The 13,036-nt window shown below is 63.7% G+C and carries 14 protein-coding genes; 9 read left to right on the forward strand and 5 right to left on the reverse strand.

Features of this window, described 5'->3' with window-relative positions; all coding sequences use genetic code 11:
* The first annotated feature begins 8 nt into the window (after positions 1–8).
* Complete coding sequence (locus tag OIU93_RS03725; protein WP_264268732.1) at positions 9–1,181, forward strand: zinc-dependent alcohol dehydrogenase; 1,173 nt, start codon at positions 9–11, stop codon at positions 1,179–1,181.
* A gap of 263 nt (positions 1,182–1,444) precedes the next feature.
* Here OIU93_RS03725 and OIU93_RS03730 read toward each other — a convergent pair whose 3' ends face one another.
* Entirely contained in the window at positions 1,445–1,957 is a 513-nt protein-coding gene (locus OIU93_RS03730; RefSeq protein ID WP_264268733.1) for an OmpA family protein, read from the reverse strand.
* A gap of 29 nt (positions 1,958–1,986) precedes the next feature.
* Positions 1,987–2,610, reverse strand: a complete 624-nt coding sequence (locus OIU93_RS03735) for a hypothetical protein (protein WP_264268734.1) — start codon at positions 2,608–2,610, stop codon at positions 1,987–1,989.
* Between the two features lie 288 nt (positions 2,611–2,898).
* On the opposite strand from OIU93_RS03735, the gene OIU93_RS03740 reads away from it, so the two are divergent.
* From OIU93_RS03740 to OIU93_RS03750, 3 genes are read left to right on the forward strand one after another with little or no spacing between them, the layout of a single operon-like run.
* The gene (locus OIU93_RS03740; RefSeq protein WP_264268735.1) at positions 2,899–3,648 is read left to right on the forward strand and encodes a hypothetical protein; all 750 of its coding nucleotides are present in this window, start codon (positions 2,899–2,901) and stop codon (positions 3,646–3,648) included.
* Entirely contained in the window at positions 3,636–3,971 is a 336-nt protein-coding gene (locus tag OIU93_RS03745) for a hypothetical protein (protein ID WP_264268736.1), read from the forward strand. Before OIU93_RS03740 ends, OIU93_RS03745 begins: the two co-directional genes overlap by 13 nt.
* Positions 3,971–4,846: a hypothetical protein gene (locus OIU93_RS03750; RefSeq protein WP_264268737.1), complete on the forward strand. Its 876-nt coding sequence runs from the start codon at positions 3,971–3,973 to the stop codon at positions 4,844–4,846. Before OIU93_RS03745 ends, OIU93_RS03750 begins: the two co-directional genes overlap by 1 nt.
* A gap of 270 nt (positions 4,847–5,116) precedes the next feature.
* Here OIU93_RS03750 and OIU93_RS03755 read toward each other — a convergent pair whose 3' ends face one another.
* The 3 genes from OIU93_RS03755 to OIU93_RS03765 all read right to left on the reverse strand — a co-directional run bounded on the left by OIU93_RS03755 (position 5,117) and on the right by OIU93_RS03765 (position 8,089).
* Entirely contained in the window at positions 5,117–5,908 is a 792-nt protein-coding gene (locus OIU93_RS03755; protein ID WP_264268738.1) for a hypothetical protein, read from the reverse strand.
* A complete protein-coding gene (locus tag OIU93_RS03760; RefSeq protein ID WP_264268739.1) occupies positions 5,908–7,140 on the reverse strand; it encodes a toxic anion resistance protein in 1,233 nt (410 codons plus the stop codon). The genes OIU93_RS03755 and OIU93_RS03760 overlap by 1 nt, the downstream gene beginning before the upstream one ends.
* Positions 7,141–7,321: 181 nt before the next feature.
* Positions 7,322–8,089, reverse strand: coding sequence for an IclR family transcriptional regulator (locus OIU93_RS03765; protein WP_264268740.1), 768 nt, complete (start codon positions 8,087–8,089; stop codon positions 7,322–7,324).
* Between the two features lie 157 nt (positions 8,090–8,246).
* On the opposite strand from OIU93_RS03765, the gene OIU93_RS03770 reads away from it, so the two are divergent.
* The 5 genes from OIU93_RS03770 to OIU93_RS03790 are packed head-to-tail and all read left to right on the forward strand — an operon-like array spanning position 8,247 to position 13,005.
* Positions 8,247–9,626, forward strand: a complete 1,380-nt coding sequence (locus tag OIU93_RS03770; protein WP_264268741.1) for an MFS transporter — start codon at positions 8,247–8,249, stop codon at positions 9,624–9,626.
* Positions 9,623–10,600, forward strand: coding sequence for a C-terminal binding protein (locus OIU93_RS03775; RefSeq protein WP_264268742.1), 978 nt, complete (start codon positions 9,623–9,625; stop codon positions 10,598–10,600). The genes OIU93_RS03770 and OIU93_RS03775 overlap by 4 nt, the downstream gene beginning before the upstream one ends.
* Before the next feature lie 10 nt (positions 10,601–10,610).
* Entirely contained in the window at positions 10,611–11,387 is a 777-nt protein-coding gene (locus tag OIU93_RS03780) for a glucose 1-dehydrogenase (protein WP_264268743.1), read from the forward strand.
* Positions 11,384–12,049: a bifunctional 4-hydroxy-2-oxoglutarate aldolase/2-dehydro-3-deoxy-phosphogluconate aldolase gene (locus tag OIU93_RS03785; protein ID WP_264268744.1), complete on the forward strand. Its 666-nt coding sequence runs from the start codon at positions 11,384–11,386 to the stop codon at positions 12,047–12,049. Before OIU93_RS03780 ends, OIU93_RS03785 begins: the two co-directional genes overlap by 4 nt.
* Positions 12,046–13,005 (forward strand): sugar kinase, encoded by a 960-nt coding sequence (locus tag OIU93_RS03790; RefSeq protein WP_264268745.1) that lies wholly within the window; start codon positions 12,046–12,048, stop codon positions 13,003–13,005. Before OIU93_RS03785 ends, OIU93_RS03790 begins: the two co-directional genes overlap by 4 nt.
* Positions 13,006–13,036: the final 31 nt, after the last annotated feature.

Raw genomic sequence — 13,036 nt, forward strand, 5'->3', positions numbered from 1 at the left:
GAGGAATCATGAAGGCATTGACTTGGCAGGGAAAACGAAAGATCGAGGTCTCCGAGGTTCCCGATCCGCGCATCGAAGAACCCGGCGACATCATCATCAAGGTCACCTCCAGCGCCATCTGCGGCTCCGATCTCCACCTCTATGAACTCATGGGTCCCTACATGCATGCGGGAGACATCATGGGGCATGAGCCCATGGGCATCGTGGAAGAAACCGGGCCGGCTGTCACCAGGGTCAAGGTGGGGGACCGCGTGGTCATCCCATTCAATATCTCCTGCGGGCATTGCTGGATGTGCGAACGCGGCCTGCAATCCCAATGTGAAACCACCCAGGTGCGCGACCAAGCCAAGGGTGCAGCCCTCTTCGGGTTCTCGGAACTCTACGGCAGCGTTCCCGGCGGGCAGGCTGAATACCTGCGGGTTCCGCATGCCGATTACGGAGCGGTGGTGGTCGGCAGGGACCTGCCCGATCACCGGTATCTTTTCCTCTCGGACATCCTTCCGACGGCCTGGCAAGGCGTCGAATACGCGGACGTCCCGCAGGGCGGGACCCTGGCCGTCTTCGGCCTCGGGCCCGTGGGACAGTTGGCCGCACGCATCGGCGTGCACCGCGGGTACCAAGTGATCGGAGTGGACCCGGTGCCCGAACGCCGCGAGATGGCTGCACGCCACGGGATCGAGACCATGGATTTCGACAAGCACATTGCCGCACGGCTCCAGGAGAAGACGGTGCGCGGTCCCGACGCGGTTCTTGATGCCGTCGGGATGGAGGCTCACGGATCACCCGGAGCGACATTGATGCAAAATGCCACCGGGTTGCTGCCCGATGCCCTCGCCCAGAAGGCCATGGAGAACTTTTCCGTGGACCGCACCGCCGTCCTGCACGCCGCAGTGTCCTCGGTCCGCCGCGGCGGCACGTTGTCCCTCAGCGGGGTGTACTCCGGCGCCGCTACTCCCATGCCGCTGCTGGAGATGTTCGACAAGCAAATCCAAATCCGGCAGGGGCAGTGCAATGTGCGCAAGTGGACCGAGACCCTGGTGCCGCTGGCCGAGGACCCCACCGACCCGCTGGGGCTGGATGACCTGGTGACCCACACCGTCCCGCTGGATAAAGGGCCCGAGCTCTACGAGACCTTCCAGAAGAAGGGCGACGGCTGCATCAAGGTCGTGCTCAAGCCGTAGGGCCGCAGCCACGCACGAACCACGGTCCCGCGCCGCCGGGCACACGGGGGAATGATCGCCCTCGCCCGTGTGCCCGGCGCGGGAGCACGGCGGATGAGTGTCGCGACGTCGTATTCCTTCAGCAGCTAGGCATCCAGGACCCGGGCCAGGATCACGTAGACGACCAGCGCGGTGAAGCCGCAGGAGGAAAGCACCCGGTCGAACTGCCACGCATTGGGAAATTCTTCCGTGGTTCCGCGGGGTGGATCGGTGGAAGTGGCGGGCTATTTCACGACTGTGATTTCGACCCTGCGATTCAGTTTGCGGCCTTCATCGCTCTCGTTGTCGGCGATGGGCTGGTCCTGCCCCTTGCCGGAGGTGGTGACTTTTACGTCTTCACCGAGGGCCTTGCGCAAGGTTTTTCCGATCGCCGTCGCACGCCGTTCGGAGAGTTTCTGGTTATGAGCGCTGCCCTGCACATTGTCGGTATGGCCGATAACAGTGATTTCGCGTGCGTTCCGGGCCTGGATTTCCTGGACCAGACGCTTGAGCTCCGTGTCGGCCGTCGTGGAGAGGGTGTCTTTGTTCGGATTGAAGAGCACTTCGCCGGCCAAGGTGATCTTTGGCCCTTCTTCCTTGAAATCACCGCTTTCGCTTGCAGTTCCGAAGACGAGGTCGGTGACGGGGAATGAGGTGTTTTCGACCGGGTAGGTGATGGTTCCAGAGGCTCCGATGGATCCCGGCTCGGTGGTTGCTGCCGCGGAGGGGGTGGCTACCGCGGTGCCGCCCAGCAGCAATGCGATTGCCGAAGCGGCGATGGCACGCCTCATGGGCGCGTAAGTTCGACGCTGGTGAAAGCACCCACAGTGGGGATGTGCACGTCGACAGTGGTGACGTCCGCCGGCGGAGCTGCAAACACGGCCGAGAACGTCATGCTGCTTCCCGCGTTGACGAAGGCGTTGGCCAGGTTGCCGGAGCACGCGCAAATGCCATCGGCGTCCCGGCCTACCAGGTAGCGCTTCTTCTCGGGCGTGACAACATAGACGCCGTCGGCACTGAAGGTATCCACCGTGCTTTGCGAGGAATCTGCGTCCCGGATGCCGTTGTTGAAGCGGTCCTTGACCTGGATGTTTCCGGACTCCTGGTCGTTCTGCATGCTGAAGTTCACCGTCATGGTCCCTTCGTTGGCGACGACACTGTTCAAGGTGACGGTCACGCCTTCCTTGCCACCCTCTCGTGTACCGAGGCGGCCCAGGTCATCGACAGTTGCGGCTTCTTCAGGCGCGACGGATGCGGCTGTAGTCGATGCGTTCGCCGAGAGACTGGTCGACGCTTGGGAGGGCTCTTCCGGTGCAGCCCCGTCTGCCGCGGAGCAACCCGCCAGAGCCACGGCCGTGGCCAATGCGCCGGTCAGGATCATGCCGGGGGTTCGCCAAATGCTCTTGCTCATCTACGTTTGTCCTCGTTTTTTATGGGGGCGTTACCAAGGTCTATGCAGCTTCCGGTGCTCTGCACTCTCAATGAGTCGGAAGCAAGCCATAATATCTATCATTATTTCTTATCCGACATACCGACCGATATCAAATTCTTCCAGGTCGACGTAACGCGCATGGGCACCTACTTCAGCAAAAGCGTATCCCGTCCGGATCGCGTTGCGCGGTGACTCGTTCCCAACTTCGGGCTTCGCGATGGAAAGCAACGTGCATTATTTTCCATCGAATGGACGTAGGCTGGGAAAATGACAACTGGCTTTGATACCTCCGCCTTCCGGGAACAGCCAACCCCGGAGGAGATATCAGCCCAAGCGCAGTCCGGACGGGCATGGCTGCGCACAGCCCCCAAGTCAATCGTGATCGGACTGGCCACTGCCTGCCTCGTGGTGTGGTTGGTGTGTTCCATGGGCATGGCCGAGGCCATGGTGGATTCGTTTAACCTGGATGCCTCCTACCTCAATATCGGCTCGGGCATCTTCCTGGGCGGCGTGCTGGCTGCGGCCATCGGCTTCCTGCTCCAGGCCAGGGGGGAAGACCCGCAGGTCATCAAGGCGAAGCTCGCCCGATTCGTCCAGCGCAACGGGCTGTCCCACAACGAGGAACCCAAACTACCGAAGCTGCAGGGAACGATCTTCGAACAGGGTCACCATCCGCGGTCGTGGAGGCGGTTCAGGAACTCCCCGGCCCACCCGTTCCCGTTCGAGATCGCCCACTACTCCTACCAAACCGGTTCGCAGGTCCGGGACCATGACGAACGTCCGTCGATCATCTCCTGGACCTATATCGCACTGACGGCCGACCGGACGCTGCCACGCATCCTCCTTGACGCCAAGGCAAACGACAACTGGTTTGCCTCCAGCGTCCCGGCGAGCCTGGCGAAATCGCAATTGCTTTCCCTGGAGGGGAGCACGGAAGCGACTTTAACGTGTATGCGCCAGAGGGATATGAGCAGGAGGCCCACCGGATCTTCGCTCCCGAGGTCTTGGAAAGGTTGAAGCGGGACGCCCCGGAATTCGACGTGGAAACCGTGGACGACCAGATCATCTTCTTCGCCCGTAAGGAACTTGACCTCGGTCGGGCGCAGACCTGGGAGCAACTCTCGGATCTGGTCTTCGGTGTGGGAGCCACCATGGTCGGACTGGCCGACAGCCAACCGGTAGACCGCTTCGGAATGAATGCCTCCAGAGAGGTGACGCCCGCCGGACGCACCCTGCGCAAGCGCCGCATCACCCCAGCCTTGCTCTGGACGGTGGGAGCCGCAGCCATGCTGGTGCTGGCCCGATTGCTGTTCACCGGACCACTGGAGGGGATGCTCTGATGGGAATCTTCGATGTTTTCTCCGGAACCAAGCGAGCCGCCGCGGCGGCGGCCACAGCGACAGTGGAGGCGCGGGTCGCCGAACTGGCTGCTGCCCTTCCGTTTGACGCACAGATCTCCGTGGCGACCGACAAGGTGCCGATGCCCACCGTCTACACCGTCATGGTGCTGGGCACCCGCCGTGAATTACCGGCGCTGGTCAACCGCACCGCCGAGGTGATCGAATCACTGGGCAGGTACGAGGAGCTGGACCTGCGCATTTCCGAATCCATGGAATCCGGTGCCGTCTTCTCCTCGCTAAGAATCTCCGGTCGAACCACCGATCGGCCACACATCGATTCCCTGGTGCGCGGCCACGACTCATTGGTCGAGATCCTGCCCGACCAAACGCTGATGGTCGAAGGCTCCCACGCGGGCTACGCCGTCAGTGCCGTTAAGTCCGAGGAAGCCGTTAACGTTGCCCGGCTCCTGGGCCGCTGGTGGGAAAACATGCTGGAAACCGAACTGGCACTGTGGTCGTCATCCGAGATCATGGTGGAGATCGGCGAAAAAGCCGATGAACCCGAGATCAGCTACGCCATCGACATCGAAGGCAGCGATGGCGAACTGGACGCGGTCGCCGTTCCGCCGGAGCAAAAACGGGAGTACGCGCAGCGTGCCGTCGCTGCATGGAACGAAAGCCTCGGCGACCTCGAGGCCATGACCAAGGTGAAGGCGCGGCGCGGCTATGTCATCCGGCTAGGGTTTACCCCCACCGCGCTCAACCCCATCGTTGTAGCGGAGGACCAGGAAGAATTCGAGGACGACGAGGACGAGGCAAACGAGATTGCCGAGGCGATTCGCTTCCACAATCCCGGATCGAAAATCACCGTCTGAACGCGGAAGGCAGCACCGGATAGGTCGCGGACTGGTCGCTGAGGCCTTAGCCCGGCATTCCACGAGACGCGATTGCCGCGGCAACCGCGGATGCCCAGAGCACCGTTAGTCGGAAGTTGCGTTGGGTAGAACCTCATTAGCTAGCGCCTGCTGCCGGGACCCCTCGGAAAAGGGCAGGCACTGCGAGACCTAGAGTGTCGACCGTTCTGAATGCCCGTCTCTGTGCTTCCCATTGCCGGCCACGGTACGAGCACCTTCGGACGTGACCTCCTACTTGATCCCGAAGTCGAATCCACCTGGTTGGTGATGCCCGAAGCGCTCTCTCAGGAAGTTGCCGGTAGTGGTCAAATCCGCAGAAGTTTGGCTGTGACGCGTGGAGTGCAGCGTCTCGGCCTGTCCGAGGAGAAGCCGAGTTTGTTCAACCAATTCCTCGTTGGGGGTTCTTCCGTTTGGTTGGCGGTTTTCCACCATGCTCGGCGGTATGGCCAGGAATCCCTGAAGAACCGCTGGCAAGTATTCCCTCACCACGGCATCCAGTTCATACTCAAACCGCGCATCGGCGGACGGATGCCGTCTTTCCGCGTCGATGACCGAGTCCAGCATCTGGCAGGTTTCCAGGATGGTTACGTACGTATCAGCTGGAAGGCGGTGCTTGTTCTGCTTGGCCTGGGAACTCACCCAAGTCAGAGCGGTCGATAGGTCGTCCGACGACCCGGGGAGCGACGTTGCGGCCGGGTACGCCTGGACGGGAGGGGGCGTAGGTGCGTGCTCCTGGACCATGCTGCCACGCTGAGATTTTCGCACCCTTCTGGGGAGCCAGAGATCGCGAAGCATGTATGAACGCACGGCTGACAGGCCCATCACGGCGAAAGCGGCAAAAGCACCACTGGCTCCGGAAATGGAAACGGCAGCAATGAAGAGGGCGGCGTAGAGCCCACCTTCAAGCATCACCTTCTTGTTCTTGGCACCCATCCCGATGACGAGCACATAAAAAGCGACGAAAATCCAAAAAACGAATGCGAGCACTACCCTGAGGATGTTCCCTGGAGTGAGGCGTGACATTACTGCGTCCTTCGTGGGTGCGTGGTGGCCTCCTCAGAGGCATGACTGCGCTCTAGCTGATGACGCGCGCGGCTTACTTGGCCCTCAAGGACCTGCACCGTCTGCTTCATCGAATGTGCCGCTTCCGTCTTGAACCTGTCGATCTCGTCCATGGCCTGGAATACATTGTCGAATGCCTGTTGCAACTTCGCGGAGTCGACCGTGGCTTGGGCAGCATTCTGGTGAATCGCTGCGCCTTGGGAGCGGAGGAGTTCGGAAGTCGAGACAATCAAGTCCGAGGTAGTCGAGTTGAGGGCATCAATTTGCGCCAGAACGATCTTTTGCTGGGCCAAGGCCTGCGCAACTATCACCGCGACTCGCAGCGCCGCGAGAGTGGTGTCAAGCGCCCGATCCACGCCCTTGATCAGCTCTGAATTGTTCTTCTTGACCACATCAAGAGCCAAATACCCTTGGATGGACACCGCCATCTGGGTCATGAGGTCTTGGTGGCGTTGGCGGACGTAGAAGAGGGCATCTGCTTCCAGCGTTGTGGCGTCGTCCGCTTTGCCCGTGTTGCGCAGCTCTTCAATCCGCCGCTCCAGACCATCGCCAAGGTGGCTCGCGAGCACGGCATAGTTCGCCAGCTGCCCCATCGCCGCCCAGAGGGCGTCGCGTTCGGTCTGGATGGCAGCGTTGTCGTGCCGAAGGTCGTCCTGCCCACCCTTGAGTGCCTTGGTGATGGCGTCAAGTTGCTCTTGTGCTGACTCGTACTTCATGAAGTATCGCTGGATACCCCTGCCTCCGGGCAGGAACTTCAGGATGCGCTTGGTGCCGGTCAAATCGTGGCGCTTGGGATCCAGCTCGGTGACGATCTGTCGCAGTTCCACCAAGGAGTTGCCAGTACGCGATGCAGGGTCCGCGCCGGTCGCTGCGAGAGCGGCTGCGGGCCTCTTCAGCATGCGGTTGGACGCGGAGCTCGCCTGCTGCATCATCCCCTCGCCCAGCCGGGTCAACTGCGCTAACTTGGTCTGAAACTCTGGACTCTGGAGAGGTGTGGCCAGCAGGTCATCGAGAAAGCTTTTGGCGTTCTCAGCGTGCTTCTGCTGCGCCTCGGCATCCACCAGGATCATGCCGCCGACCTTCTCCGGAACATGGATCGCTACCTCCACGATGGGCTTCGGCGGCTCCAACTCCAGTGGGTTTTCTACCTGCGGGGACGAGGTCGAGCCGAGGTCGAGCGGGTTCAACATCATGTTCTCCTTGGAAGGCTCCGGGACAAGTTTCAGTCTACTGGGGTCACCCTGAAGATAGCTGAAAATAACCAGAATCAACCGTCAGCGGACAAACCTCTATCGGTCGTCTACGGCGCGACAAGATCCTGGGGCCCTACTTTTCGCCTCTTTACCGGCATGCTTGCCCGCAACCGGGCAGACGTCAGTCCCAGGAGTCCTTGAACCCCGGAGGCAGGCAGCTGGTGATTTCCGGGCCGTGCGAGTTCAGCAGCGCCACCAGGTCGGAGATCCGCTCCTCGGTCATGTAGACACTCGGGGCCGAGACGGAAATCGACGCGATCGGCTCCCCGCTCAGGTCGGGGATCGGGATGGCCACGCAGATGATGCCGAGTTCGTTCTCCTGGTTGTCCAGGGAGTAGCCGCGCTCGCGGATCAGCGTCAATTCCCTGTCGAAGTCTTCCACGGTCTTCAGGGAGTGCTCGGTGATCGTGGCGGAGGGATCGAAGCGGGCCAGCGCCGCCTCGCGCGGCTGCAGCGCGAGCAGCATCTTGCCCATGGCCGTGTTCTGGGCACGCAGCCGACCTCCGGGCCGCGAGGCCATTTCGATGCCGCGGCCACCGCGCGCCTTGGCGAGGTAGAGGACGTCGTCGGCCTCCAGGATGCCCAGGTGCGTGGTGTCGCGGGTGGCCTCGGCGATCTCCGCCAGCCGGGACTGGATTTCTTCGGGCAGGTTCAGGCTTCGCTGGGTCTGGGCGCCGAGTTCCATGAGCTTGAGACCGAGCCGGTAGCGGTTGTCGGCACCCAGGGAGAGGTACCGCCCGGCAACCAGGGAGGTCAGCATCCGGTGCGTCGAGGAACGGCTCAGGCCGGCCGCCGCGGCAATGTCATCGAGGCGATCGACGCCGGAGGCAACGTGGTCCAGCAGCTCGAGGCCGCGCTCGAGAGTCTTGGCTCCGGTCGGTTTTTCCATGCCCTCAGTCTTACATGACTTGGGCCTTTCCCTGCCGGGGCTTTTGTGAGTGTGACCGGGGTTGCATTTTGGGGCGTGATGTCGCTTATAGTTGGATTATTGAAAGTGGGACGCCATCCCTATAATAGGTATGGCAAGAATCTTTGGATTGGTGACTATGAACGAGAACAACGGTGTTCCCGCCGGCGGAACAGTGACGGCCGGCGCACAGCCCGCCGCCACGATGCTGCGGCATGACCAGAAGAACGTCCGACGCGCCGCATGGGCGGGCCTGGTCGGCACGGCACTTGAACAGTACGACTTCGTGATCTACGGAACCGCGTCGGCGATCATCTTCAACACGATCTTCTTCCCCAACGTCAGCCCGGCCGTGGGCATCATCGCCTCCTTCGGCGCCTACGCCGTCGGCTTCGGCGCACGCCCGCTCGGTGGGCTGTTCTTCTCCCGCTACGGAGACCGTCTGGGACGCAAATGGGTGCTGGTCTGTACCTTGATGCTCATGGGCGTCGCCACCTTCGCGATCGGCCTGCTGCCGACCTACGCCCAGGCAGGCGTCTGGGCGCCGATCCTGCTGGTGGCCTGCCGCTTCCTGCAGGGCTTCGGCGCAGGTGCCGAACAGGCCGGCGGCGTGGTGCTGCTGACCGAGCTCGCCGCCAAGGGCAAGCGCGGACGCTTCGCCTCGCTGGTCTTCGTCGGCGCAGCCGCCGGCACCGCCATGGGTGCAGTCGTTTGGATGCTGGTGCAGCTCATGCCAAGGGAAGCGCTGCTGTCCTACGGCTGGCGCCTGGTCTTCTTCTCCTCGATCTTCGTCACCATCGCGGCCTGGTTGATCCGCCGCAATCTCAAGGAATCCCCGGTCATGGCTGAGCTCAAGGCCGAGGTCGGCATGGCCGAACGCCAGAAGACCCCCGCGGCCGACGTGTTCAAGAACGGCCGCCGCGGCCTGTTCAGCGTCTTCTTCATGAACGTGGGCGCCAACGCCCACTCATACATCTTCCAGACCTTCATGGGCTCCTACCTGATCACCTACCTGGCCGTGGACTCCACCTTCATTCCGAAGGTGCTGTTCATTGGCGCCATGTTCGCCTGCGTCTCGGCCTGGATCGCCGGCAACCTCTCCGACAAGTTCGGCCGCCGCCCGCTCTACCTGGGCATCACCGGCTTCCTGCTGCTCTTCCCATTCCCCGCCTTCATGCTGCTGAACACCGGCAACCTCTTCTGGATCGGCGTGGTCATCGTGCTCGGCTTCATCTTCGCCGCGCAGGGCACCGTGGGCGTGCAGGCAGCCTACTTCCCGGAGCTCTTCGGCTCCCGCTACCGCTACGCCGGCGTGGCCCTGGGACGCGAGTTCTCCTCGGTCTTCGGCGGCGGCATCGCCCCGCTGATCTGCTCGGCGCTTGTCACCTGGGCATCCGGTTCCTGGATCCCCGTGGCCATCTACATGATGTTGATGATGGCCATCACCTTCATCGCCGCACTCAAGGCCCCCGAAACCCGGGACCGCGACCTACTCACGGAAGAAGACGCCCACAAATGAGCATCCGCATCTTGATCACCGACTGCGACCACGACTCGATCGCCGTCGAGCAGGAAGTCGCCGCCGCGGCAGGGATCGAACTGGTCCTGGCCCAGTGCCACACCGAGGACGAGGTCATCGCCGCGGCCGCCGACTTCGATGGGCTCGTGGTGCAGTACGCCCCGATCACTGCGCGCGTCATGGACGCCCTGCCCAAGCTCAAGGCCATTGGCCGCTACGGCGTGGGAGTCGACACCCTCGACGTGGAGGCTGCCACCGCACGCGGGATCGTGGTCTCCAACGTCCCGGACTACGGCACCGAGGACGTCTCGGACCACGCGACCTGCCTGGCCGCCACCCTGGCCCGCGGCGTGACCCGCCTGGACCGCGAGCTGCGCGAAGGGTCCTTCTCGCTCGAGTCGGTCAAGCCGCTGCGCCGCATCCGCGGCCGCGTCTTCGGCGTGATCGGGCTGGGCCTGATCGGCGCGGCTACCGGGCGCAAGGCCAAGGGCCTGGGCTACCAGGTCATCGGCTCGGACCCGGCCCGCGAGGTCGGCACCACCACAGAAGAGGGCATCGAGGTGCTCACCATGGAGCAGGTCCTCGAGCAGGCGGATGTCATCTCCCTGCACGTGCCGCTGAATCCGCACACCCACCACCTGGTCAACGACGAGTTCCTGGCCAAGGCCAAGGACGGAGCGGTGCTCATCAACACCTGCCGCGGCGGTGTTGTCGAATCCGCCGCCGTGGTCCGCGCCCTGCGCAGCGGCAAGCTCTACGGTGCCGGCCTGGACGTCTTCGAGGAAGAACCGCTTGCCGAGGATTCGGACCTGCTCTCCGAGCCCAACGCGGTATTGACCCCGCACGCGGCCTGGTACTCCGAGGAGTCCTACACGGAACTGAAGTCACGCGCCCTGGGCAACGTCATCGACGTGTGCCAGGGCAAGGAACCACGCAACATCTACAACCCGGCAGCACTCGCTGTTGCCCGCTAGGAGCTCTACCGTGTCCACCCACACGACCCAGACCGGGGGAGTCTTCGACATCTCCGGTCGCACCGCAGTGATCACGGGAGCCTCCCGCGGCATCGGACTGCACATTGCCTTGGGCCTTATGCGCCAGGGCGCCAACGTGATCACCCTGCAGCGCGGCGAGCTCGCACCCGAGCTCGAGCAACTGGCGAAGGAAACCGGGCGCACCGCGCACGCCATCGTGGTGGATTTGAGCGATGAAGCTTCGGTCGCCAATGCAGCCGCGCAGGCGTTGGCCCTCGGGCCGGTGGACATCCTGGTGAACAACGCAGGAACCCAGATCCGCCATGACGCGGTCGAGTTCCCGTTGGCGGACTTCGACACCGTGATGAACGTGAACACCCGTGCGGTGTTCCAGCTCTGCCAGCTCTTCGGCGCCCCGATGCTGGAACGCGGGAACGGCAAGATCATCAACCTGGCCTCGATGCTCACCTTCCAGGGTGGCTTCCGGGTTCCGGCTTACGCGGCCTCCAAGGGTGCGGTGTCGCAGTTGACCAAGGCCCTGTGCAACGAATGGGCGGGACGCGGAGTGAACGTGAACGCGGTGGCCCCGGGCTACATCGCCACCGACATGAACGAGGCGCTGCTGGCTGATGAGGCACGCAACGAACAGATCCTGGTGCGCATCCCGGCAGGGCGCTGGGGCAACCCGGATGACCTGGCCGGAGCCGTACTCTTCCTAGCCAGCGGCGCCGCCGACTACATCCACGGCACGGTTCTTCCGGTGGATGGCGGGTGGCTGTCGCGATGAGCACCGAAATCAATCGCCCGGCCCCCGGTGCCCTGCTGCGCGAAACCCCGATCGTCGCAGTGCTGCGTGCCAAGCACGCAAGCGAATACGCCCCGGTCATCGACGCGCTGGTTGCCGGGGGGATTACCAGCATTGAGCTGACGCTGAGCACCGCCGGCGTCTTCGAGGAGCTGCCCGCGCTGCGCGCCCGCTACGGAATCGCAGCCGATGTCGGAGTCGGCACGATCACCACCGTAGAGGAGGCAGAGGCCGCCATTGCCGGCGGCGCCGGATTCATTGTCACTCCGATCACCGACACCAAGATCGTTGCCGCCGCCGTGGCGGCGGGCATCCCGGTCTACCCGGGTGGCATGACGCCCACCGAGCTGTTCGTCGGCTGGAAGGCCGGGGCCACCGCGGTGAAGATCTTTCCCGCATCCCAGGTGGGCCCCGGGTTCCTCAGAGACCTGCGCGGTCCCTTCCCGGACATCCAGGCAGTCCCCTCGGGAGGCGTCGGCGTTGCCGAGGCCGTTGAGTGGATTCGTGCCGGCGCGCTCGCTGTCAGCGTGGGCGGCCCGCTGCTCGGAGACGCCTTCAAGGGCGGGAACCTGGACGAGCTCACGGCCCGGGCCAAGGCCCTGGTGGCCGCCGTTGCGGCTGCGCGGAACGGGGAAAAGGCATGAGCCAGGACAAGCACACCGACGTGGTGACCCTGGGGGAGACCATGGCGTTGATGCGCGGCACCAGTGCCGGCCCGTTGGCCCACGCCTCCACCCTGGGACTGGGCGTGGGCGGTTCAGAGTCGAACTTCGCCATCGCGCTGCGCCGACTGGGCACCTCCGTGTCTTGGATCGGGCGTCTGGGTGCCGATAGCCTGGGTGACCTCGTGCAACGCGAGATCCGCGCCGAGGACGTGAACACCGTGGTGGTCCGCGACGAGTCGGCCCCCACGGGCCTGATGATCAAGGAACGCCGCACCGAAACCCACCAGAAGGTCTGGTACTACCGTGCCGATTCCGCCGGCTCCAGGCTGTGTGCCGCCGACCTTCCGGAATCGCTGATTGCCAACGCCAAGCTGCTGCACCTGACCGGGATCACCCCGGCGCTTTCGGCCGAGGCGGCCGGTGCGGTGGACGCTGCCATCCAGGTGGCGCACGAAGCCGGGGTGCTGGTGTCCTTCGACCTGAACTACCGGGCGGCGCTGTGGAGCGAGGAAGAGGCGGGGGAGGCCTACCGGGCCATCCTGCCCAAGATCGACGTGGTCTTTGCCGGGGACGAGGAAGCCGCCATCGCCGTGGGGCCGAGCGAGGACCCCATGGAGCTTGCCCGCCGGATCGCCGAGCTGGGTCCGCGCCAGGTCATCATCAAGCTGGGGGATGCGGGTGCCGTGGCGCTGATTGACGGCAATGAATACCGTCGCGAGGCGATCAAGGTGCCGGTGGTTGACACGGTCGGTGCCGGTGATGCGTTCGTCGCCGGCTACATCGCCGAGCTGCTGAATGGCCTGGAGCCACAGGAGCGGCTGGAAACGGCGGTGCGCACCGGGGCCTTTGCCTGCATGGTCCCCGGCGATTGGGAGGGCATGCCGCGCCGCGGCGAGCTCGGGATGCTCGAGCAAAGCGAGCCAGTGGCCCGCTAGGAGTGGCCCGCACCGGAGGGCTTGCAAGACC

Source organism: Paeniglutamicibacter sp. ZC-3, assembly GCF_025847175.2.
Lineage (GTDB): Bacteria > Actinomycetota > Actinomycetes > Actinomycetales > Micrococcaceae > Paeniglutamicibacter > Paeniglutamicibacter sulfureus.

What these genes read in the sequence shown, in the direction of transcription:
- OIU93_RS03725 (WP_264268732.1), top strand. Translation starts at nt 9, where the DNA reads ATGAAGGCATTGACTTGGCAGGGAAAACGAAAGATCGAGGTCTCCGAG.
- OIU93_RS03735 (WP_264268734.1), bottom strand. Translation starts at nt 2,610, where the DNA reads ATGAGCAAGAGCATTTGGCGAACCCCCGGCATGATCCTGACCGGCGCA.
- OIU93_RS03740 (WP_264268735.1), top strand. Translation starts at nt 2,899, where the DNA reads ATGACAACTGGCTTTGATACCTCCGCCTTCCGGGAACAGCCAACCCCG.
- OIU93_RS03750 (WP_264268737.1), top strand. Translation starts at nt 3,971, where the DNA reads ATGGGAATCTTCGATGTTTTCTCCGGAACCAAGCGAGCCGCCGCGGCG.
- OIU93_RS03755 (WP_264268738.1), bottom strand. Translation starts at nt 5,908, where the DNA reads ATGTCACGCCTCACTCCAGGGAACATCCTCAGGGTAGTGCTCGCATTC.
- OIU93_RS03760 (WP_264268739.1), bottom strand. Translation starts at nt 7,140, where the DNA reads ATGATGTTGAACCCGCTCGACCTCGGCTCGACCTCGTCCCCGCAGGTA.
- OIU93_RS03765 (WP_264268740.1), bottom strand. Translation starts at nt 8,089, where the DNA reads ATGGAAAAACCGACCGGAGCCAAGACTCTCGAGCGCGGCCTCGAGCTG.
- OIU93_RS03770 (WP_264268741.1), top strand. Translation starts at nt 8,247, where the DNA reads ATGAACGAGAACAACGGTGTTCCCGCCGGCGGAACAGTGACGGCCGGC.
- OIU93_RS03775 (WP_264268742.1), top strand. Translation starts at nt 9,623, where the DNA reads ATGAGCATCCGCATCTTGATCACCGACTGCGACCACGACTCGATCGCC.
- OIU93_RS03785 (WP_264268744.1), top strand. Translation starts at nt 11,384, where the DNA reads ATGAGCACCGAAATCAATCGCCCGGCCCCCGGTGCCCTGCTGCGCGAA.
- OIU93_RS03790 (WP_264268745.1), top strand. Translation starts at nt 12,046, where the DNA reads ATGAGCCAGGACAAGCACACCGACGTGGTGACCCTGGGGGAGACCATG.